This is a genomic window from Nocardia sp. NPDC004860, from assembly GCF_040609015.1.
Lineage (GTDB): Bacteria > Actinomycetota > Actinomycetes > Mycobacteriales > Mycobacteriaceae > Nocardia.
The window spans coordinates 59295-79948 of sequence record NZ_JBEXJI010000011.1; the positions used below are offsets into that span (position 1 = coordinate 59295).

Genomic DNA, 20654 nt, shown 5'->3' on the forward strand with positions numbered 1-20654 from the left:
ACTCGCCCGGCTACTTCCAGGCGGACAGATCGGGGAGGTCGCCGGTGAGGTCGCTGCCGGGGGAGCGGCCGATCAGCCAGGCGGCGAGGGCGGCGGTGGGCCCGGTGATGGTCGCGGTCGGGACGCCGACGGTGCCGGTGTAGCCGGAATCGGTGGCGGTGACCGTGAAGCCGGTGCCGTCGGCGGGCTCGACCTCGGTGATGGACTGGGCCAGGAGGCGGGCGGCGAAGTCGGCCGGCCAGTCGGCGGGGGTGTAGCCGATATCGAGATCCACGTGGTGGATCTCCACTTCGAGCAGGCGCATCCACGGGATGCGGGTGGCGGGGATCTCGCCGCCCTGGCGGTTGCGGACGAGGGTGGGCCAGCGGTCGGCGGGTATGACCCGGGCCAGGTCCAGCCATCGTTCGGCGGAGGCGGTGAAGTCCTCGAGCTGGTCGCGCAGCGGGCGGGGGGCGCCCGCCTCGATGTCTGCCTCGCGGAGGAACTGGCTTGCGTACTGCGGGGTTTCGATGCCGGTGCGGGCCCACAGCAGCAGATTGACCAGGCTGTCGGCATTGCGGGAGAGGTGGGCGAGCACGTGGCCGCGGGTCCAGCCGGGCAACAGTGAGGGTTCCACCAGGTCGGCGTCGCCGAGGGCGGCGATCGCGGGGAGCAGGCGCTCGGTCGCGGCGGCGACGGTGTCGAGCAGGGCTGCGGTGTCGGCGAGTTGCGCATCGCTGGTCACGAGTCCGACCCTACCCAGTCGGAGCGGTCATCGACCGGATGAGCGCGTGGTGTGCCGACGCCGGGTCGGGATTCCGGAATCCCGTTCGGCCACAACGATTTGCACCGCCAGCGCCACCAGCCACAGCGACATGGCCCCGACCTGGATGCGCTGTGCGATGCCCAGGCCGTAGTTGCCGGGCAGATTGTCGGCGATCAGCATCCACGCCGTCACCGCCGAACCGACGATCAGAATCCACAGTCCGGTGTGCCGCAGAATCGGCCAGCGCCGGTATTTGAAGGCGGCCACGGTGAACGCGATCATCGCGATGTAGATGGAGAACACCGCCAGCGTGCTGGTCAGCGCATGGATCTGGTGCAACTGCGGGAACAGGCCGGTGTCCACGTACCGTTTGGGCCCGTTCGGATCGTCCGGCACGATGGGCCATTGCGCGTCCGCGATGGTGGACGCGCCGAAGCAGGCCAGCGCCGCCCAGCCGATGGTGGAGTACCGCCGCCGCGAGAACAGCAGCAGGCCGCCCAGTCCCGCCACTACCAGCAGCGCGCCGGACCCGGTGTCGCCGGTGGTGAACACCCAGCTGAACGGCGCGCCCTTCTCGGCCAGCTGGCTCAGGAAGGTGTTGGTGGGATTGCTGTGGATCGGGAGGATGAATTCCAGGACCCAGGAGGAATAGCCGAGTCCGGCCACCGCGATCAAGATCGCGATGAACCACCGCAGCACCCGTCGCCATCGCGGCTGGAGACTGTCCTCCACGGGGGCCGCCTCGGCTAGTTTCTGCTCGGTTGGCATCACCGCGCTCGCTTTCGCTGGCCTCGCTTACTCGTACTGCCCTGCCCGCAGCTTCCGATCTGCCCGGACTGGTCGGCTGGTCCGGTCGTAGGACCATTGTCGCCCATGCGCCGGCGCGGACGTCAGACGCCGCGCGCCAAAGCCCGCATCACCAGGTCGGCCGCGGAATCCGTGGTCTCGTGTTCCCAGACCCGCACCACGGTCCAGCCCGCCGCGGCCAGCCGGGCATCGGTGTCGCGATCGCGCGCCACATTGCCCGCCAGTTTGTCGGCCCACCACTGGGCATTGTTCTTCGGGTGTGTCGCGTGCTGCGGGCAGCTGTGCCAGAAGCATCCGTCCACATAGACCGCCACTTTCCGCCGCGGGAACACGAGATCGGCCCGCCGCCGCAGCCCCGGCAGCGGAGCCCGGTCCACGAAGAAGCGTTTTCCGCGCCGATGCAATTCCCGTCGCAGGGCCAGCTCCGGCTTCGTCCCCACGCGCCGCTGCCTGGCCATGCGCGCGCTGGTGGCCGCATCGGTGCCGGGTCGTCGCGCATCCGCCATCGGGCCATCCTCGCCGCGCCCGCCACCGCCGGCAAGGTGCCCCGGAGCTGTCATGCGGCCTCGCGCGGTGCGCCCCCCATGCGCTCGAGATGGTTCTCCACATCGTCGAGGAACCCCTCGGGGAAGCGCAGCGAACCCATCCGGGTGCGACGCAGGAAGCCCGCGGTCGCCCGCGCGGACAGCAGCCGGGAGTCGTCGAGGAACCAGCGCAGATCCTCGTACGGCGCGTGAACGGGCCAGGTGGACACCGGAACCCGGTACACCTCGCCGCGATGCCCCCAGGCCGCCGTCGGCCAGCTGCGGCGGGTCAGCGGTGCGCCGTCCGGGATCGGGTCGTCGGACGGGTTGGTGACGCGCTCGGCGATCCAGGACGCCATGCGCACGCTCACCGCATTGCCGACCAGTTTCCAGCGATGCCCCGGCCGCACCCCGGGCACGGCGAGAGCGGCTGTGGTCCAATCCCGGTCGAAGCCCTGCAGCCGCTCGGCGTCGGTGATGCCGGGCGTGACCAGTTCACCCGAGGGCAGCCGCACCGCGGGCGGGCTCGCAATGCCCAGGGCCGAACCGCCTTTCAGGGTGGGCACGGCATTCACCGCCCAGCCCAGGCCGCGGGTGCCCTCGGTCCAGTAGAAGCCGCACGGATCGTGCGCCGGGTCGCCCACGTCGCGGGGCCCGGCGTCGGTGCCGAACAGGATCGGCCGCGGATCCTCGGTGCGGGAGGCCAGCATCAGCACCCGCTCCCGCCGCTGCGGCAGTCCGAAGGCGCGAGCGTCCACCACCCGGTAGGCCCAGGTGTAGCCGAGGTCGGTGAGCGCGGCGGTGATGTGCCGCATCGCCGCGCCGCCGCCGAGCTGCAGCATGAACGGCACATTCTCGATGAGCAGCCAGCGCGGGCCCTTCTTGCGCTTGACCAGCCGGAACACCTCGTCCACCAAACCCGAACGGGCCCCGGTGATTCCGGCCGTCCGCCCGGCCTGCGACAGATCCTGGCAGGGGAAACCCGCCGCCACCAGCTCCGTCCCCGACGGCAGCGCGCGCAGCCTGGTCACATCGGAATGCAGTGGCACGTCCGGGAAATGCGCGGCCAGCACCGCCTGCGCTCCGGAGTCGATCTCGCACAGCAGTTCACTGCGCCATCCGTGCGCCGCGAGCCCGAGCTCCAGCCCGCCGATGCCGGCGAACAGGCCGACCATCCGCGCGCCCGTCACAACAGTCCCTTTCACCCCGGAGTCCCCCGTGCCCCAGAGCACGTTACTCGAGTCCCCGCACCCCCACCGTGACCAACACCCCTGCCCACCGCCGGTCCAGAGCCCCTCGCTATGGCTCGGGGCGGGTGGACGGTCGTCGATGTCGTGCGCGAACGCCGAGAACCGGTCGGCACCATTGCATGTTGATCACGATGTGCCGCCGGGGCGGTGATACCGGCCGGGGATCGCGGGTGCGCGGGCGCGGGGAACTACGGTTATAGGCGTGACGGATAACGGGAGTGAGGACGCCAACCCGGCTGCGCCGCGGTGGCCGGCCATTCTCACCTGGCGGGCGCACAACGCGTCGCGCATGGAGTCGGTGCGGGTGGTGCTGAGCGGCAACCGGATTCGCGCCGCGGGCCGCATCATCGCCGGCGATTGCGAGGACCACCCGGCCTTCAGCGCGTCCTACGACCTGGTCACCGACGAATCCGGGGTCACCAAGCGGCTGTCGCTGCGCAGCACCCTCGCTTCGGGCGAACGCCACGCCTCCATCGCCCGCGACGAGGAGAACTACTGGCTCATCGACGCCGGAAACACCCACGTGCGCTCCACCTTCGGCGGCGCGCTGGATGTGGACGTGGTGCTGAGCCCTTTCTTCAACACCCTGCCCATCCGCCGCTACGGGCTGGCCCATGCCAGTGAGGACGTGCAGGTTCCCGTCGTCTACGTGCGCCTGCCCGATCTCCTCGTGCAGGAAGCGGGCCTCGTCTACAGCAGCGGTCCCGACGGCATCCACGTGCTCTCCCCCGTCTCCAGCGCGACCGTCACCGTCGACGAGGACGGCTTCCTGCTCGATTACCCCGGCCTGGCCGAACGGATCTAGCCGGGGCCGGGCGCCTGGTCCAGGGTGGTCAGGACACCGCCGGAGCGGCCCGCGTCGATGAGCTTGGTGAGCCAGTTGTGGTCGCCGGGGCGGACATCGGTGATGACCCAGCGCTCGTTGTCCTCGTAGTCGTTGCGGGCGTCGTGCCCGGCTTCGGTGAGTTCGGCGATGGTGCCGTTCGCGCGCAGGCTGTCCCGGGCCTGGGTGAGGACCTCGAGGGTGTCGTCGAGTACGTCCAGCAGCGCGGCGGCGTTCGGTTCGCAGATGGCGCGGACCAGGTCGGGGGCGGTGGCGGCGACGCGGGTGCCGTCGCGGAAGGAGCCGGCCGCGAGTCCGAGGGCCAGCGGGCCACCGTTGGAGCCCTCGATGGCGAGGGCCTCGGCGAGGACGTGGGGCAGGTGCGAGATGCGCGCGACCGCGCGATCGTGTTCCACCGCCAGCACCGGGACCACCACCGCGCCGCAGTCCAGCGCGAGCCGCGCGACACGCCGGAAGGGGTCGGCATGTACGCCCGGATCGACGCTCACCGCCCACGCAGTGTTCTTGAACAGGTCGGGAGAGGATGCGGCCCAACCGGATTCGCTGGTCCCGGCCATGGGGTGGCCGCCGACGTAGCGGGCGCCCAGCTCGTGACGCTGCACGGCCGCCGCGACCGGCGCCTTCACGCTCACCACATCGGTCAGCACGCAGTCGGGAGCGAAGGTCTTCACATCCGAGAGCACGGCGTCGATGGCAGGCATGGGCACGCCGATCACCACCAGCGCATCGCGGTCGGCCGCCCGCGTGAGCACCGCCTCCACATCGCTGATCACGTCGTATCCGTCCAAGCGGGCGGCCTTCGCGCCGACCTCGGACCGGTTGTAGCCGAACGCCTCGTACCCGGCGACGGCGGCGGCGCGCAGCACCGAACCGCCGATCAAACCGGTACCCAGGACGCAGACAGCTGGTTTCGGAGTGCCCGTCATGCGATCAGATTCGCATACGACTTCAACATTTCCCCCGAAGCGGACTACCGTTGCGGCCATGGCAGCACAGCGCTCGAGCACGAACAGGGCGACGTCGGATGAGTTCGACGACGTGGAAGGGTTCGCAGTGGCGGTTGTCCGCGAGGAAGCCAACTGGAAAGTGACGCCCCTGAGCGACGCCTCACTGTCCAGTCTGTCCGCGGCCGAGCACGAGCTGCGGGCGTTGCGAAGTTCCGGCGCGGTGTTCGGCCTGCTCGATGTCGACGACGAATTCTTCATCATCCTGCGCCCGGGCCCCACCGGCAGCCGCATCCTGCTGTCCGACGCCACGGCCGCCATCGACTACGACATCGCGGCCGACGTGCTCGAGGAACTCAATATCGAGATTCCCGACATCGACCCGGACGAGATCGACGACGTCGAGCCCTGGGAAGAGGGCGACCTCGGCGTCCTCGCCGATCTCGGCCTGCCCGAGCCGGTGCTGGCGGTCATCCTCGCGGAGACCGACCTGTACCCGGACGAGCAGCTCGGCATGATCGCCCAGCGCCTCGGCTTCGCCAGCGAATTCTCAGCGGTCCTGGACAAGCTCCCGCGTTGATCGGCTCGCTCGCCTCGGACGAGGCGATGATGCGGGCCGCCATCGCCGCGGCAGCCGCCGCCGACCCGCGCGATGTCCCCGTCGGCGCGGTCGTCTTCGATGCCCGGGGCCGGGAACTGGCGCGCGCCGCCAATGCCCGTGAGGCCCTGGGCGATCCGACCGCCCATGCCGAGATCCTGGCCCTGCGCGCCGCCGCCCGGGTACTGGGCGACGGCTGGCGCCTGGAGGGCGCGACCCTGGTCGTCACCCTCGAACCGTGCACCATGTGCGCCGGCGCCCTGGTCCTGTCCCGTATCGGCCGCCTGGTCTTCGGCGCCTGGGAACCCAAGACCGGTGCCGTCGGCTCCCTCTGGGACGTGGTCCGTGACCGACGTCTCAATCACCGCCCCCAGGTCCGCGCCGGCGTCCTCGAACCCGAATGCGCCGCTCTCCTCGCCGATTTCTTCGATTCCCACCGCCCCTAGCCCTCTCTCCAGGCGATTTCAGGATCCGGCGGGTGCTCAGGTAAAGTCACCAGCGGTGGCGTGTCCGAGCGGCCTAAGGAGCACGCCTCGAAAGCGTGTGAGGGGTAACCCCCCTCCGAGGGTTCAAATCCCTCCGCCACCGCTGAGGAGCCCCTCACCTGTTCCGACAGGTGAGGGGCTCTTTCTATGTCCTCCATGCGCGCGATCACCCTTATTCGGGCGACAAGGTTCGGTTGAGGTCGGCCCGCCCAGGATTCCTTGCGGCGCGGGGCTTTCCGCGTGAGCCGCCGCTGATCCAGATCGCTGGGATCCGGCAGAAACCCCCCGCACCGGGAAACCGGTTCGGGGCGTTGCTTTTCAGGGGCGGAGGCCGTCGAGGAGGAGGTCGAGGACGCGGTTGATCGCGGCGGGGTAGGGCTCGGTGGGGGCGGCGTAGATCTGCAGGGTCATCAGGCGGGCGATGTCTTCGGGGGTGACATCGCGGCGGAGGGCGCTTTCGGTGTGGGCCCGCGCGGTCAGGTCCGCGATGCGGTCCGTGATGGTGGTGCGGACTTCGGTGAGGGCGGGGTCGGATTTGATGTCGGCGTGGAGGGTGGGTTCGACGGCGGTGGCCAGGGCGCCCAGGCGGAGTTCGGCGCATTCACGGAGGATGCGGGTGAGGGCTTGCCAGGCGGTGGGGGATTCGCGGTCGGCGGTGGCGGCCAGGTCGGCGAGGGCCGAGAGGTAGGAGTGGGCGGCGGCGGTGATGAGGGCGCCGCGGTCGGGGAAGCGGCGGTAGAGGGTGCCCACGCCCACACCGGCGGCGTCGGCGATGTCCTTCATGGAGACGCTGACGCCCTGTTCGCGGAAGACCTGTTGGGCCGCGGTCAGGATCTGGTCGCGATTGCTACGGGCATCGGCTCTGAGCTCGGCCGTTGTCCTCACCTCCGATAGAAATGGACGAAAATCTTCCGGTTAGCGTACCTTCTTGGAAGTGGACGAAAATCGTCCGCTTGAATCGAGGGTGATGACGATGAGCAGGACAGTGCTGATTTCCGGGGCGGGCATCGCGGGATCGACCCTGGCGTACTGGCTGGGGCGCAACGGCTTCGACGTGACCGTGGTGGAGCGGGCGCGGGCGCAGCGGTCCAGCGGGAACCCGGTCGACGTGAAGGGACCGGCTGTCGATGTGGCCGAGGCCATGGGGGTGATGCCGCGGCTGCGGGCGGCCGCGTCGCGGGTGGAGCGAATGAGCTTCGTCGATGCGGCCGGACGGGAGCGATCGAGGTTGCGGCTCAGCGCCTTTCAGGGTGGCGCCGGTGACCGCGAGATCGAGCTCGCGCGCGCCGATCTGGCCGCCATTCTCCTCGACGCGGCTCGCGACCATGCCGAAATCCGCTGGGCCGATTCGATTTCCGGGATCACGCAGGATTCGGACGGCGTGGATGTCGTCTTCGAGAACGGCGCGGGTGGGCGCTATGACTACCTGATCGGGGCCGATGGCCTGCACTCGAACGTTCGTCGGCTCGTCTTCGGCGCGGAGGCCGGATTCCTCCGCCACCTGGGCATGTACGTGGCGACCCTGCCGGTGGACCGGGCCTTCGGCGACGAGCGCGAGGTGGTCATGTTCAACCGCCCCGGACAGGCCATCACCGTGCACCCTTCGAAGGGAAAGGCGGTGGCGGCCTTCATGTTCCGCCATGACGCGATCCCGGGCCTCGGCCACCGCGATCTCGACGGGCACAAGCGGCTCATCGCCGGCACCTTCTCCGGGCCGATCGGCATCTTCGGCGACCTGCTCGACCAGCTGAAGGCCGCCGACGACCTCTATTTCGACTCGGTGAGCCGAGTGCGGTTGCCGCGCTGGTCCGATGGCCGCGTCGCGCTGCTCGGCGACGCCGGATCCTGCCTCTCCCTCTTCGGCGACGGCTCCACCCTCGCCATCGCGGCCGCCCACACCCTCGCCGAGGAATTGACTCGCACTCCCGGTCGCCCGCACACCGCCTTCGCCGCCTACGAACAGCGTCACCGGAAACTGGTCGAGCCCAGGCAGCGCGGCATGCGCGCCGCGTCGGCCCTCATGGTCCCCGCGACCTCCGCGGGCATCGTGGCCCGCAATGCCGTCACCCGCTTCATGCGATGAAACGAGCGGTGACACAAAAGAACTCGGCCCCCACCCGGGGAATCGGGTGGGGGCCGAGTGGGTTTCGTGCCGGGGTCAGCCGACCGTGACGGGCTGCTTGTCCTCGACGGGGGTGGCGGACTGCTTCAGCTCGGCGAGCTTGGCGCCTTCCACGTCGATGTCGGGGAGGATGCGGTCCAGCCACTTCGGGAGCCACCACGCCCACTTGCCCAGCAGGGCGAGCAGGGACGGGATGAGGACCATGCGGACGATGAAGGCGTCGAAGAAGACACCCGCCGCCATGGCGAAGCCCATGGACTTGGCCACCACGTTGTCGTCGAGCATGAAGGCGCTGAACACCGAGATCATGATGATGGCGGCGGAGGTCACGACGCGGGCGCCGTGGTGGTAGCCGCTGATCATGGCGTCCTTGGCGGACTTGCCGTGCACGTACTCCTCACGCATGCGCGTGACCAGGAAGACCTGGTAGTCCATGGCGAGACCGAAGACCAGGCCGATCAGCATGATCGGCAGGAAGCTCACCAGCGGATGCGCCTCCACCAGGCCGAAGTGGCCCTCCTGGAAGATCAGCACGGTCGCGCCGAAGGTGGCCGCCATGGAGAGCAGGAAGCCCAACGCGGCGGTCAGCGGCACCACGATGGAACGGAACACCAGGAGCAGCAGGATGAATGCCGCGCCGGCCACGATCGCCAGGTACGGAATGATCTTGTCCAGCAACGCCTGCGAGACGTCCGCGTAGATGGCCGTCGTACCGGTGATGCCGTACTCCATGCCGTACTTGTCATGGAACTCGGACTCGGCATTGCGGGCGTTCTTGACCAGGTCCTTGGTTTCCTGGTTGTTCGGCCCGAACTTCGGCACGCCCATGAACATGGCGGCCTGCCCGTCCTGGCTGGGCGCGGCAACGGTCAGGTAGTCCATGGCCGGAGAGGCGGCCAGCGTGGAACGCAGCGCGTCGAGCGCCTCGGTGCGCTGGTTCTCCGGCGTCTTGCTCAGATCCACGGCCACCATCAGGGTGCCGTTCGCACCCTCGCCGAAGCCCGCGGTCTGCAGGTCGTACGCCTTGCGGACGGTGGTGTGCTTGGGCATCGAGTCGCCGCCGGGCAGGCCCAGCTGCAGGTTCGCCGCCGGTGCGGCCAGCAGGCCGAGCAGCACCACCGAAATGCCGAGCGTCAGCGCGGGCGCCTTACCGATGAGGCGGGCGAAGCGCATGCCGTTGGTGACCGAGTTCGCGTCCTCGGGATCGTGCTTGGCGACCAGCGGCAGTTTCGGCTTGAACAGGAAGCGGCCGAACGCGCCCATCAGCGCCGGCATCAGGGTGACGGCCACCAGCACCGCCATCGCGGCCGAGACCGCGCCGAAGATGCCCATGTAGGTGAGGAAGCTGACACCCACGAAGCTCAGGCCCGCCAGCGCGATGATGACGGTCAGACCCGCGAAGATGACGGCCGAACCCGCGGTGCCGACCGCGGTGCCCGCGGCCTCCTCCGGCGAATTCGACACGGCCAGTTCGTGTTTGTAGCGCGAGACGATGAACATGGCGTAGTCGATGGACAATGCCAGGCCGATCATGGAGGCCAGGATCGGGGTGAAGGTCGGCACGGTCAGGAAGTGAGTGCCGAACATGATGATGGAGATGGCGGTGCCCACACCGATCAGAGCGGTGAGGATCGGCACGAAGGCCGCCACGATCGCGCCGAACGCGATCACCATGACCACCAGCGCCACCGCGATGCCGATCAGTTCCGAGGAGCCGTTCGAGCCGCCCGGATCCTGCGCGATCGAACCGGTGAGCTCCACCTGCAGCCCGGCCGCGCGGGCGTCGTCGCCCACCTTGTAGGCCGCGTCACGGTCGGCCTGCTTGATGTCGGAGAACTTCGGAATCGTGTACTTGGCCTTGACCGTCGCCACCGAATCCGGGTTCGTCTTGTTCAGCACGTTCAGCGGCGCGCTGGAGCAGATCGCGGAGAAGTTCGGGTTGGAGCGGTCCCCGGTGAGGCAGTCGATCCCGGCCGGCGTACCGACCTTCTTGGTGGCGTCGACGGGATTCACCAGCGGCACCGACTTGTCGACGATCGGGAGATCGCCGAGCTTGGTCAGGAACTGCTGCAGCGCGGCGGCGTTCGCGGGATCGGTCAGCTTCTGACCCTCCGGCGCGGCGATCACATAGGTGCCGGTGACGGCATTGGGATCGAAGTCCTTGGACATGCCGGGGAAATGCTCGTCGAGGATTTCCGTGGCCCGCTCCGAAGGCAGGTTCGGCATGGTGAAGGAGTCCTGGAACGGCTTGGCGAGGGCCCCGCCGAGTCCGCCGATGACGAGTAGCGCGGCGATCCACGCCGTGATGACTATCCATTTCCGGCGGAAGGCGAACTTTCCCCACCGATAGAGGTATACGGACACGAGGGGTTCTCCTGGGCGATGGTTTGTGCGGGCGAAAACAGGGTGCTGGTGTGCGAGCGCGTAGACAGCACTGCCGCCGGGAGCTCTGCGGGCTCCCCGCCTCCACGAAACTAAAATCTGCCTACCGTGCGGTAGGTAGACTACCGAGCGAATAAGCGGAGGAACAACCTCGACTCTAGGTGGCGTTGATCGCACACCGAGCGCGGGTGAGAGGATGAGAACATGGGTGGCCAGGTCGGTTCCGGAACAATTGTCGCAGGTAGAAGCACCAAGGACGCGATCCGGGACGCCGCTCTACAGCTGTTTTCGACCAAGGGGTTCGATCACAGCAGCCTGCGCGAGGTCGCCGATGCGGTGGGAATCACAAAAGCCTCGCTCTACTATCACTACGCCTCGAAGGTCGATCTTCTGGTAGCGATCATCGAGCCGATGTTCGAGGAAGTGCGTGATCAGGTCGAGGGTCTCGATGACATTCCGCACACTCCCGAGAACGTGCGCGAGGTGATCCGCCGGCGTCTGCAGTCGACGCTGGCCAACCGTCAGGTCGGCGTGCTCTGCATGCGGGACACCGTCGCGATCGTGAATGCCCTCGGCAACCGCTATCCCGACATGATCCAACTGCATCACCGCATGTGCCGCTGGATGGCCGGGCCCGATGCCGACAATGACACCCTGCTGCGCGCCGCCGCGGCCATGCAGGTGCTCAGCACCGCGATGATGTCCCAGGAGATCGTGCCCGGCACCGATGCCGATCACATCGAGACGACATTGTTGAATGCCGCACTCGGCGTGCTGAATCCGGCGCGATAGGGTTCTCGCTCACCACCGATCTGTCTCAGGAGTTCTCGTGCACATCACCGCGAAGGTCGATTACGCGGTGCGCACCCTTGTGGAAATCGCGAAGGCACAACCGGATTCGGTGAAGGCCGACGCCATTGTGGCCGCCCAGGACATTCCGCCCAAGGTGCTGGAATCGGTGGTGGCGGATCTGCGCAAGGGCGAACTGGTGGTCAGCCGCCGCGGTCCCGACGGGGGTTATCGCCTGGCCCGCCCGGCCGCCGAGATCAGCATCGCGGATGTGATTCGCGCGGTGGAGGGTCCGTTGGCCTCGGTGCGCGGGCGGCGGCCGGAGGATGTCAGCTACCCGGGTGCGGCCGAACCGCTGCAGCGGGTGTGGATCGGGCTGCGGGTGAACATCCGCTCGGTACTGGAGCGGGTCACCGTCGCCGATATCGCCCACGATCTGCTGCCGTCCTTCCTGGACGAGCTGCTGCACGATCCGGATGCCTGGACCCGCCGTCCCCGCCCCGCGGGCGGACCGGTCGCGGCCGGATCGGCGTCCAATGGCGGATCGCTGAGCGCGCCCGCGGCGGGCGGGTGGCGAGATCTGGATCAGCCCGACATCTGAGCGAACCTGCCGGGGGCGGCCGATCCGCCCCGTGACCCGGGCCGTTGCCCGGCAGCGCCGCACAACGTCGCGGCGAGCTCCGGAGGATGACGGTAGCCTGCCAGCATCATGTTGATCCGACTTCTACGCACCTTTCTCTGGCCCTACCGCAAGCAATTGGCGGGGGTCGTCGTGCTCCAGCTGATCTCGGTCATCGCCATGCTGTACCTGCCCACGCTGAACGCCGACATCATCGACAACGGCGTCACCAAGGGCGATATCGGCTACATCTGGTCCACCGGCGGGTGGATGCTGCTGGTGACGGGCATCCAGATCGCCGCTCAGGCCGTCTCGGTGTACCTGGGCGCGCAAGCGGCCATGGGCGCGGGCCGCGATATGCGCGCGGCGCTGCTGCACCGGGTCGGCACCTTCTCCGCGCGGGAGGTCGGCGTGTTCGGCGCGCCGTCGCTGATCACCCGCAATACCAATGACGTCGGCCAGGTGCAGCTGCTCGTGCTGATGAGCGCCACCATCCTGGTGATGGCGCCGATCATGTGCATCGGCGGTATCTTCATGGCGCTGCGCGAGAGCTTGCAGCTGTCGTGGCTGCTGCTGATCGCGGTGCCGGCGCTGGGCCTGTCGATGGCCTTCATCATCAGCCGCATGGTGCCGGGCTTCCGGCGCATGCAGGAGCGCATCGACGCGGTGAACCGGGTACTGCGCGAACAGATCACGGGCATTCGCGTGGTGCGGGCCTTCGTGCGGGAGCGGCAGGAGACCTGGCGCTTCGGGGTCGCCAATACCGAGCTGACCGAGCAGTCGCTCTATGTCGGCAAGTACATGGCCCTCATGTTCCCGGCCGTCATGCTCATCTCGAACGTCACCACGGTCGGCGTCATCTGGTTCGGCGGCCACGCGATCGACAACGGGGAGATGCAGATCGGCTCGCTCACCGCGATGCTGGCCTACATCATGCAGATCCTGATGGCGGTCATGATGGCGTCCTTCCTGGCCATGATGGCCCCGCGCGCCGCCGTCTCGGCCGAGCGCATCGGCGGGGTGCTGGACACCGAGTCCTCGGTGTCGGAACCGCGGCTGCCGCAGCCGTTCAAGGGTGATCCCGGCACGGTGGATCTGGCCTTCGCGGAGTTCAAGTTCCCGGGCGCCGAGAAGCCGGTGCTGCGGGCCATCCGGTTCGACACCCGGCCGGGCACCACCACCGCCATCGTGGGCGCGACCGGTGCCGGAAAGACGACGCTGATCAACCTGATTCCGCGGCTGATCGATGTCACCGACGGCGCGGTCTACGTGGGCGGCACCGACGTCCGGCACCTGCCCCTGGAGACGCTGCGCTCCGAGATCGGCCTGGTGCCGCAGAAGGCGTATCTGTTCTCCGGCACCGTGGCCTCCAACCTGCGCTACGGCAAGCCGGACGCCACCGACGCGGAGCTCTGGCACGCGCTCGAGATCGCGCAGGCCGCCGATTTCGTGCGCGAGATGCCGCAGGGCCTGGAAACGCCTGTGGCACAGGGTGGTACGACCGTCTCCGGTGGTCAGCGCCAGCGGCTGGCCATTGCCCGCGCGCTGGTGCGCAAGCCGCGCATCTACCTGTTCGACGACTGCTTCTCGGCCCTCGACGTCGCTACCGACATGCGGGTGCGCGAGGCGCTCCGGCCGGAGACCTCGGACGCGTCGGTCATCATTGTGGCGCAACGGATCTCGACGATCCGCGACGCCGATCAGATCGTGGTGCTGGAGGACGGCGCGATGGCCGGCATCGGCACCCACGAGCAATTGCTGCGCGACTGTCCCGAGTACCGCGAGATCGTGGAGTCGCAGTTCAGCGCGGAGGAGGTGCGATGAGGCCCGGAGCCGTCAATCCCGGTGCGCCGGATGCCAAGGCGAAGTCCTTCGGCCCGTCGCTGCAGCGCCTGCTGCGCATGCTCGCGCCCGACCGGTTCTATCTGGTCGTGGTCTTCCTGCTGGCCGTGGGTTCGGTGGTGCTCAACACTCTGGGCCCGCAGATCCTCGGCAAGGCCACCAACCTCATCTTCGACGGTGTGGTCGGCAAGCAGCTGCCCCCCGGGCAGAGCAAGGACCAGCTGGTCGAGGGGTTGCGCGCGAACGGCAACAACACCTTCGCGGACATGCTGGCCAGCATGAACGTGATTCCCGGTACGGGAATCGATTTCACCGCGGTCGGCCATGTGCTGGCCTGGGTGCTGGCGCTCTATATCGGCGCCTCGGTGTTCGGCTGGCTCGAAGCCCAACTGCTGATCATCGTGATCAACCGGACCGTGAAGCGGTTGCGCGCGCAGATCGAGGAGAAGATCCATCGGCTGCCGCTGCGCTACTTCGACTCGATGCCGCGCGGCGATGTGCTCTCCCGCGTCACCAATGACGTCGACAATGTGGCGCAGACGCTGCAGCAGACCATGTCCCAGCTGATCATCAATGTGCTGTCGGTGATCGGCATCCTGATCATGATGTTCTGGATCTCGTGGCTGCTGGCCCTGATCGCGCTGCTGACGGTGCCGCTGGCGGTCATCGTGACCGCGCAGATCGCCAAACGCTCCAAGCCGCACTTCGTGGACCAGTGGAAGCTCACCGGCGAGGTCAATGCTCAGGTCGAGGAGGCGTTCACCGGGCACGAGGTGGTCAGCGCCTTCGGCCGGGTGCGTGAGGTCGGCGAGAAGTTCGACGAGACCAACGACAAGCTCTACAACTCCTCGTTCAAGTCGCAGTTCATCTCCGGCCTGATCATGCCCGCCATCATGTTCCTCGGGAATCTGAACTACGTGCTGATCGCCGTGGTCGGTGGTCTGCGGGTGGCGTCGGGCAATCTGTCGCTGGGTGAGGTGCAGGCGTTCATCCAGTACTCGCGCGGATTCACCCAGCCGCTCACCCAGATCGGCTCGATGATGAACCTGCTGCAGTCGGGTGTGGCCTCCGCGGAGCGGATCTTCGAGATCCTCGACGCCGAGGAGCAGTCGGCGGATCCGGATCCGGAGGATTCGCGGCCGGTGGATCGTGGCCGGGTGGCGTTCGAGGACGTGTCCTTCCGCTACGAGCCGGAGACGCCGATCATCGAGGATCTCTCGCTGGTGGCCGAACCGGGGCACGTGGTGGCCATCGTCGGCCCGACCGGCGCGGGCAAGACCACGCTGGTCAATCTGCTCATGCGGTTCTACGAGGTGGATTCCGGCGCCATCACCATCGACGGCGTCGACATCACCCGCATCACCCGCGACCACCTGCGGTCGCGCATGGGCATGGTGCTGCAGGACACCTGGCTGTTCGGCGGCACCATCCGGGAGAACATCGCCTACGGCAATCCCGGTGCCACCGAGGAGGAGATCCTCGAGGCCGCCCGGGCCGCCTATGTGGACCGGTTCGTGCACGCGCTGCCGCACGGGTACGACACCGTCATCGACGAGGAGGGCTCCGGCGTCAGCGCCGGTGAGAAGCAGCTCATCACCATTGCCCGCGCCTTCCTGGCCAGGCCGTCCATCCTGATCCTGGACGAGGCCACCAGCTCGGTCGACACCCGCACCGAGCTGCTGGTGCAGCACGCCATGGCGGCGCTGCGCCGGGATCGCACGAGTTTCGTGATCGCGCACCGGCTTTCGACGATCCGCGATGCCGACACCATCGTGGTGATGGAGAAGGGCAGGATCGTCGAGCAGGGGACGCACGAGACGCTGCTGCGGTCCCGGGGCGCGTACTACCGGCTCTACGACGCGCAGTTCGCCGCCGCCCTCACCGATGGCGAGGGCAACAATGTGGACGATCCGGAACCCGATGCCGTGGTGCTCAGCAAGAGCTGACGGCTCGATCGTCCACTGAGGACGGTCCTTCACGGCCTGGCCCGCACCCGATGGTGCGGGCCAGGCCATTTCTCGCCGGGTGAGAGGATGGCTTGCGTGTCTGCTGCCTCCGAGTTCTCGTTCAAGGTCGGTACCCGTCTGGAAGGACGGCACGGCCGGACGGGCGTGATCAGCACCCCGCACGGGGACATCGCGACCCCCGCCTTCATCCCCGTCGGTACCAAGGCCACGGTCAAGGCGGTGCTGCCCGAGACCATGAAGGAACTCGGCTCGCAGGCCCTGCTCGCCAATGCCTACCACCTCTACCTCCAGCCCGGCCCCGACATCGTGGACGAGGCCGGCGGGGTGGCCGAGTTCATGAACTGGCACGGGCCGACCTTCACCGACTCCGGCGGCTTCCAGGTCATGTCGCTGGGCGTCGGCTTCAAGAAGGTGCTGGCCATGGAGTCGGTCGGCGTGCAGAACGACGATGTGATCGCCAAGGGCAAGGAGCGGCTGGCGCACGTCGACGACGACGGCGTCACCTTCCGCTCGCACCTGGACGGCTCCGAGCACCGCTTCACGCCCGAGGTGTCCATGGGCATCCAGCATCGGCTGGGCGCGGACGTCATGATGGCCTTCGACGAGCTCACCACGCTCATGAACACCCGTGGCTACCAGGAGGAATCGCTGGAGCGCACGCGGCTGTGGGCCCAGCGCTGCCTCGACGAGCACGAGCGGCTCACCGCGGCCCGCTCGCACCGGCCGTACCAGGCGCTGTTCGGCGTCATCCAGGGCGCGCAGTACGAGGACCTGCGCCGTAAGGCATGTCGCGATCTGGAGGACCTGCGTGGCGCGGCCGGAACGGGATTCGACGGTTACGGCATCGGCGGCGCACTGGAGAAGCACAATCTGGGCACCATTGTCGGCTGGTGCTGTGACGAGCTGCCCGAGGGCAAGCCGCGGCACCTGCTCGGCATCAGCGAGCCGGAGGACATCTTCACCGCGGTGGAGAACGGCGTGGACACCTTCGACTGCGTGAATCCCTCACGCGTGGCCCGCAATGCGGCGCTGTACACCGACGAGGGCCGCTTCAATATCAATACGGCCCGGTTCAAGCGGGACTTCACGCCCGTCGACGAGACCTGTGACTGCTACACCTGCGCCAATTACACCCGCGCTTACATACATCACCTGTTCAAGGCGAAGGAGATGCTCGCGTCGACGCTGTGCACCATCCACAACGAGCGGTTCACGGTGCGGCTGGTGGATCGGGTGCGGGAGAGCATCGACGGCGGATACTTCGACGATTACCAGAACGAGTTCCTCGGCCGTTGGCGCGGCCGCATCAAAGCCCCTGGCCTGTAGGGGAATTCGACCGGCCGCGCCGAAGGCCGGTCGCGTCACTCGTAGATGGCGGAGCGTTCGCGCGGGCGGTACGAGGGCTCGTGCTTCTTCAGGAAGGCGATACAGCGGTAGCTGATCGGCAGCACCATCATTTCGACGAGCGTCTTCCAGATGAAGCCCACCAGGGTGTAGTTGATGTAGTCGCCCCAGGTGTGGATGCCGATGGCGGTGGCGGCGATGGAGCAGAACACGAAGGTGTCGCCGAATTCGCCCGCCACGGTGGAGCCCAGCAGCCGCGCCCACAGGTGCTTCTCCTTGGTGCGCTCCTTGATGAGCACCAGGGTGACAGAGTTGAGGAACTGGCCCACGAAATAGCCCGCGATGCCGGCGAACGCCAGCTGCGGGGTGTGGCCGAGCACGTCCCCGAACGCCGAGCCGTTCTGATCCAGGTCTCCGGTGGGCAGCTTGATGACGATCTGGAAGCAGACGATCATCAGCAGCAGCGCGCCGAACCCGTAGTAGACGATGCGGCGGGTCGCGCGGAACCCGTAGACCTCGCTGAGGACGTCACCGATGACGTAGGCGAGCGGGAAGAGGAAGAATGCGCCGTCCATGGTGAGCGGCAGCACGGTGATGGGGCCGAAGGACACATGGTGTCCGGTGAAGAATTGGACGCCTTTGGCGACACAGACGTTCGAGATCAGCAGGACAGCGGTGAAGGCCACCGCCACCGGCGTGAAATATCCCCCCGCCGCGTCCGCGAATGCCGCGTGTTCGGGCGTGGGGTGCCCAGATCGATCGGTGTCGACCTTGCCGATGTCGCTCTTTTCGATTTCACTCACGCCGAAAAGTATCCCTGCCTCGACCGATGGGTACGGACCGATGGGTTGCCCTAGGCTGAGCGAATGACGAATCCCGGCGATTCCGACGAGTGGTGGAAGCAGTACGGCGGTGAGGGCGTGACGCCCGAGATCCCGCCCGCACCGCCACAGCAGCCGGCCCCGCCCCCGGCTGGCTACACCTCCGCTCCGCAGTACCAGAATCCGCCGCTGACCCCGCCGCCGCAGCCGGTGTATCCGAATTATCCGCCGCCGCAGGCGAATCCGACGCCGTCCTATCCGGCCGCCGGGCAGCAACCCCCGGCCTACGGGTATCCGGGCTATCAGCCCTACGGCTACGGTCCGCCGGTGCAGCAGACCAATTCGCTGGCCATCGCCTCGCTGGTGGTGTCGATCATCGGCGTGCCGGCCATGTTCTTCTGCGCCTTCCTGCCGGTCGTCTCGATCGTCGGCCTGGTGCTCGGCATCGTGGCGCTGAACCAGCTCAAGAACACGCAGCAGCAGGGCCGCGGACTGGCGCTGGGCGGCGTCTGGGTGGGCGCCATCAGCATCGTGATCGGCCTCGCGCTGTTCCTGATCCTGATCATCGCGGGATCGACGGGGTCATCCTGACGGAAGGCTTTGCGCAGCAATGAAAAGGGACTGTGCGCAGCAATGAAAAAGGACTGTGCGCAGCAATGAAAAAGGGGACGCATCCGTCGGGATGCGTCCCCTTTTCGCGCTCAGCGGAGCCGGGCTCAGCCCTTCAGCACCTGGGTGCCGCCCGCGAACTTGTCGTGCCAGCCCTGCTTGTTCGGGTCCTGCTCGATGGTGATGGCGATGTAGATCGCCATGCCGAGACCGATCAGCCAGCCCAGGCACGGGATCAGCTGGACGACCACGTACAGGTTGCGCTTGGCCGAGGTGGCCGGGTCGAGCGGGCCGCCGCCGGGGCCGACCACGCGCAGGCCCAGCAGCTTCTTGCCGAGCGTCTGGCCGCCCTGCTGGGTCTCCATCAGGATGAAGTAGCCGAACAGGATGATCGGCAGCAGCACGTCCCAGGCCCAGGCGATGCTGTTGGGCAGCAGCGCCGCGATGATGCCGCCCGGGATACCGATGATCAGGCCGTCGATGATGCGGGCGGCGAACCGGATCCACAGGTCACCCGGCTGCGCGCCACCGAAACCGCCGGCGCCGAAACCGGGCTGGCCGCCGCCCGGGTAGGGCTGGTACGGCTGCTGGCCATAGGGCTGCTGCTGGCCGTAGGCGTCGGACTGACCGAACGACTGCGGCTGCTGCCCGTACGGGTCGGGCTGCTGTCCGTAGGGCTGCTGGCCGTAAGGCTGCTGGCCGTAAGGCTGCTGTGGCTGCTGGCCGTAGGGGTCGGACTGCTGGCCGTACGGCTGCTGCGGCTGCTGGCCGTAGGGATCGGACTGCTGTCCGTAGGGCTGCTGCCCGTACGGCTGCTGGGGCTGATGCGGCTGCCCGTACGGCTGGCCACCCTGCGGATACTGGTTGGGGTCGTACCCACCGCTCGTCATTGTTTCGCCGTCCTCGTCGAATTCGTTCGGGATCTGGTCGAGTGCGTACGTTACGGATACGAACTGGGTTGCAACAACCCGTCGGGGTCGAGTGTCCACGGTTCGCGTGGCAGGTTTTCCGGATCGAATTGCGCCAGCAAGGCGGACGGCGTAGTTGCGCCCGAGTAGCTCAATGACGCCGCGAGCAGTCCCAGCACGTGTTGCGGGGATTCGCCGAGGGCCATCCGGTCGCGCAGGGTGACGGCGCCGTCGCGTTTCGCGAGCCGTTGCCCGGAAGTGTTGAGTACCAAGGGGACATGGGCGTATTCGGGCACGGGCAGCCCGAGCAGGGTCGCCAGATACGCCTGCCGTGGTGTGGAGGGCAGCAGGTCGTCGCCGCGCACCACCTGGTCGATGCCCTGCTCGGCGTCGTCGACCACCACCGCGAGGTTGTAGGCGGGGGTGCCGTCGCCGCGCCGCAGCACCAGATCGTCCACCGCGCCACGGTATTCGCCGAGCAGGCGATCGGTGATGGTGAATTCGCCGGCCTCGGCGCGCAGCCGCAGCGCGGCGGGCCGTCCTGCGTCGCGCCGGCACTGTTTCTCGTGCTCGGTGAGGTCGCGGCAGGTCCCCGGGTAGGCGCCCATCGGGCCGTGCGGGGCGGTCACCGCCTGCTGGATCTCCTTGCGGGTGCAGAAGCATTCATAGGTATGGCCCGCGGCGGTCAGGCGCTCGATGGCGGCGGCGTAGAGCGGCAGCCGCTGCGACTGCCACACCACCGGCGGATCCCAGTCCAGCCCGATGGCCGCCAGATCCTCCAGCTGTCGCTGTGCCGCACCCTTTTTCACCCGATCCAGGTCTTCCACCCGCATGAGGAATCCGCGGCCGGTGGAGCGGGCGAACAGCCAGGCCAGCAGTCCGGTGCGGAGGTTGCCCAGGTGCAGGTCGCCGGACGGGCTGGGCGCGAAGCGGCCCGCGCCGTGCGGGGGCGCACCGTGGCCGGGGTGGGGATCCCGACGGCCGGCTATTGCTGTGGCGGGGTCGGCAGGCACGGTTGTCGATGGTAGTTCGCATACTTCGCAGCGCCGCTGGT

The 20654-nt window shown here is 68.0% G+C and carries 20 protein-coding genes and 1 tRNA gene; 11 read left to right on the forward strand and 10 right to left on the reverse strand.

What is annotated here, in order from left to right; genetic code table 11:
• Positions 1-10: 10 nt before the first annotated feature.
• From ABZV44_RS21165 to dcm, 4 genes are all read right to left on the reverse strand, one after another.
• Positions 11-724: a maleylpyruvate isomerase family mycothiol-dependent enzyme gene (locus ABZV44_RS21165; RefSeq protein ID WP_354838681.1), complete on the reverse strand. Its 714-nt coding sequence runs from the start codon at positions 722-724 to the stop codon at positions 11-13.
• Positions 725-751: 27 nt separating this feature from the next.
• Complete coding sequence (locus tag ABZV44_RS21170) at positions 752-1513, reverse strand: DUF998 domain-containing protein (protein WP_354838684.1); 762 nt, start codon at positions 1511-1513, stop codon at positions 752-754.
• A gap of 122 nt (positions 1514-1635) precedes the next feature.
• Complete coding sequence (locus tag ABZV44_RS21175) at positions 1636-2058, reverse strand: very short patch repair endonuclease (RefSeq protein WP_354838687.1); 423 nt, start codon at positions 2056-2058, stop codon at positions 1636-1638.
• 50 nt (positions 2059-2108) lie between these two features.
• Positions 2109-3251 (reverse strand): DNA (cytosine-5-)-methyltransferase, encoded by a 1143-nt coding sequence (gene dcm / locus ABZV44_RS21180; RefSeq protein WP_354839089.1) that lies wholly within the window; start codon positions 3249-3251, stop codon positions 2109-2111.
• 277 nt (positions 3252-3528) lie between these two features.
• Here dcm and ABZV44_RS21185 point away from each other — a divergent pair, with 277 nt between their 5' ends.
• Positions 3529-4131, forward strand: a complete 603-nt coding sequence (locus ABZV44_RS21185) for a putative glycolipid-binding domain-containing protein (protein ID WP_354838690.1) — start codon at positions 3529-3531, stop codon at positions 4129-4131.
• Here the strand turns inward: ABZV44_RS21185 and ABZV44_RS21190 are convergent.
• Positions 4128-5096 carry a prephenate dehydrogenase gene (locus ABZV44_RS21190; RefSeq protein WP_354838693.1) on the reverse strand — a complete coding sequence of 323 codons (969 nt, stop codon included), beginning with the start codon at positions 5094-5096 and terminating at the stop codon, positions 4128-4130. The two genes, ABZV44_RS21185 and ABZV44_RS21190, sit on opposite strands and share 4 nt — an antisense overlap.
• Positions 5097-5154: 58 nt before the next feature.
• Here ABZV44_RS21190 and ABZV44_RS21195 point away from each other — a divergent pair, with 58 nt between their 5' ends.
• From ABZV44_RS21195 to ABZV44_RS21205, 3 genes are all read left to right on the forward strand, one after another.
• A complete protein-coding gene (locus ABZV44_RS21195) occupies positions 5155-5694 on the forward strand; it encodes a tRNA adenosine deaminase-associated protein (RefSeq protein WP_354838696.1) in 540 nt (179 codons plus the stop codon).
• A gap of 26 nt (positions 5695-5720) precedes the next feature.
• The gene (locus tag ABZV44_RS21200) at positions 5721-6158 is read left to right on the forward strand and encodes a nucleoside deaminase (RefSeq protein WP_354839092.1); all 438 of its coding nucleotides are present in this window, start codon (positions 5721-5723) and stop codon (positions 6156-6158) included.
• 54 nt (positions 6159-6212) lie between these two features.
• Positions 6213-6300 (forward strand) — tRNA-Ser (locus tag ABZV44_RS21205).
• Positions 6301-6515: 215 nt separating this feature from the next.
• Here the strand turns inward: ABZV44_RS21205 and ABZV44_RS21210 are convergent.
• Positions 6516-7082 (reverse strand): helix-turn-helix domain-containing protein, encoded by a 567-nt coding sequence (locus tag ABZV44_RS21210; RefSeq protein WP_354838699.1) that lies wholly within the window; start codon positions 7080-7082, stop codon positions 6516-6518.
• Positions 7083-7170: 88 nt separating this feature from the next.
• Between ABZV44_RS21210 and ABZV44_RS21215 the strand changes: the two genes are divergently transcribed.
• On the forward strand, positions 7171-8280 hold the full coding sequence (locus ABZV44_RS21215; RefSeq protein ID WP_354838702.1) for an FAD-dependent monooxygenase: 1110 nt from the start codon (positions 7171-7173) through the stop codon (positions 8278-8280).
• A 75-nt stretch (positions 8281-8355) separates the two neighbouring features.
• Here ABZV44_RS21215 and ABZV44_RS21220 read toward each other — a convergent pair whose 3' ends face one another.
• Positions 8356-10683: an MMPL family transporter gene (locus ABZV44_RS21220; protein WP_354838705.1), complete on the reverse strand. Its 2328-nt coding sequence runs from the start codon at positions 10681-10683 to the stop codon at positions 8356-8358.
• 222 nt (positions 10684-10905) lie between these two features.
• Here ABZV44_RS21220 and ABZV44_RS21225 point away from each other — a divergent pair, with 222 nt between their 5' ends.
• The 5 genes from ABZV44_RS21225 (at position 10906) to tgt (ending at position 17244) form a co-directional block, all read left to right on the forward strand.
• Positions 10906-11493: a TetR/AcrR family transcriptional regulator gene (locus ABZV44_RS21225; RefSeq protein WP_354838708.1), complete on the forward strand. Its 588-nt coding sequence runs from the start codon at positions 10906-10908 to the stop codon at positions 11491-11493.
• 37 nt (positions 11494-11530) lie between these two features.
• On the forward strand, positions 11531-12091 hold the full coding sequence (locus ABZV44_RS21230) for an Rrf2 family transcriptional regulator (RefSeq protein WP_354838711.1): 561 nt from the start codon (positions 11531-11533) through the stop codon (positions 12089-12091).
• A 108-nt stretch (positions 12092-12199) separates the two neighbouring features.
• On the forward strand, positions 12200-13933 hold the full coding sequence (locus ABZV44_RS21235) for an ABC transporter ATP-binding protein (protein ID WP_354838714.1): 1734 nt from the start codon (positions 12200-12202) through the stop codon (positions 13931-13933).
• Positions 13930-15897 (forward strand): ABC transporter ATP-binding protein, encoded by a 1968-nt coding sequence (locus ABZV44_RS21240; RefSeq protein WP_354838717.1) that lies wholly within the window; start codon positions 13930-13932, stop codon positions 15895-15897. Before ABZV44_RS21235 ends, ABZV44_RS21240 begins: the two co-directional genes overlap by 4 nt.
• A gap of 87 nt (positions 15898-15984) precedes the next feature.
• The gene (gene tgt, locus ABZV44_RS21245) at positions 15985-17244 is read left to right on the forward strand and encodes a tRNA guanosine(34) transglycosylase Tgt (RefSeq protein WP_354838720.1); all 1260 of its coding nucleotides are present in this window, start codon (positions 15985-15987) and stop codon (positions 17242-17244) included.
• A gap of 35 nt (positions 17245-17279) precedes the next feature.
• Here the strand turns inward: tgt and ABZV44_RS21250 are convergent, their stop codons facing one another.
• Positions 17280-17954: a queuosine precursor transporter gene (locus ABZV44_RS21250; protein ID WP_354839095.1), complete on the reverse strand. Its 675-nt coding sequence runs from the start codon at positions 17952-17954 to the stop codon at positions 17280-17282.
• A 174-nt stretch (positions 17955-18128) separates the two neighbouring features.
• Here ABZV44_RS21250 and ABZV44_RS21255 point away from each other — a divergent pair, with 174 nt between their 5' ends.
• Entirely contained in the window at positions 18129-18674 is a 546-nt protein-coding gene (locus ABZV44_RS21255) for a DUF4190 domain-containing protein (protein ID WP_354838723.1), read from the forward strand.
• 125 nt (positions 18675-18799) lie between these two features.
• On the opposite strand, the gene ABZV44_RS21260 is transcribed toward ABZV44_RS21255, so the two are convergent.
• A complete protein-coding gene (locus tag ABZV44_RS21260) occupies positions 18800-19582 on the reverse strand; it encodes an RDD family protein (protein WP_354838726.1) in 783 nt (260 codons plus the stop codon).
• A gap of 50 nt (positions 19583-19632) precedes the next feature.
• Entirely contained in the window at positions 19633-20589 is a 957-nt protein-coding gene (gene gluQRS, locus ABZV44_RS21265; protein WP_354839098.1) for a tRNA glutamyl-Q(34) synthetase GluQRS, read from the reverse strand.
• Between the last annotated feature and the right edge of the window lie 65 nt (positions 20590-20654).

Coding starts and splice junctions, on each gene's coding strand:
- ABZV44_RS21170 (WP_354838684.1), bottom strand. CDS start 1,513: ATGCCAACCGAGCAGAAACTAGCCGAGGCGGCCCCCGTGGAGGACAGT.
- ABZV44_RS21175 (WP_354838687.1), bottom strand. CDS start 2,058: ATGGCGGATGCGCGACGACCCGGCACCGATGCGGCCACCAGCGCGCGC.
- dcm (WP_354839089.1), bottom strand. CDS start 3,251: ATGGTCGGCCTGTTCGCCGGCATCGGCGGGCTGGAGCTCGGGCTCGCG.
- ABZV44_RS21190 (WP_354838693.1), bottom strand. CDS start 5,096: ATGACGGGCACTCCGAAACCAGCTGTCTGCGTCCTGGGTACCGGTTTG.
- ABZV44_RS21195 (WP_354838696.1), top strand. CDS start 5,155: ATGGCAGCACAGCGCTCGAGCACGAACAGGGCGACGTCGGATGAGTTC.
- ABZV44_RS21200 (WP_354839092.1), top strand. CDS start 5,721: ATGATGCGGGCCGCCATCGCCGCGGCAGCCGCCGCCGACCCGCGCGAT.
- ABZV44_RS21215 (WP_354838702.1), top strand. CDS start 7,171: ATGAGCAGGACAGTGCTGATTTCCGGGGCGGGCATCGCGGGATCGACC.
- ABZV44_RS21225 (WP_354838708.1), top strand. CDS start 10,906: ATGGGTGGCCAGGTCGGTTCCGGAACAATTGTCGCAGGTAGAAGCACC.
- ABZV44_RS21235 (WP_354838714.1), top strand. CDS start 12,200: ATGTTGATCCGACTTCTACGCACCTTTCTCTGGCCCTACCGCAAGCAA.
- ABZV44_RS21240 (WP_354838717.1), top strand. CDS start 13,930: ATGAGGCCCGGAGCCGTCAATCCCGGTGCGCCGGATGCCAAGGCGAAG.
- tgt (WP_354838720.1), top strand. CDS start 15,985: ATGGCTTGCGTGTCTGCTGCCTCCGAGTTCTCGTTCAAGGTCGGTACC.
- ABZV44_RS21255 (WP_354838723.1), top strand. CDS start 18,129: ATGACGAATCCCGGCGATTCCGACGAGTGGTGGAAGCAGTACGGCGGT.
- ABZV44_RS21260 (WP_354838726.1), bottom strand. CDS start 19,582: ATGACGAGCGGTGGGTACGACCCCAACCAGTATCCGCAGGGTGGCCAG.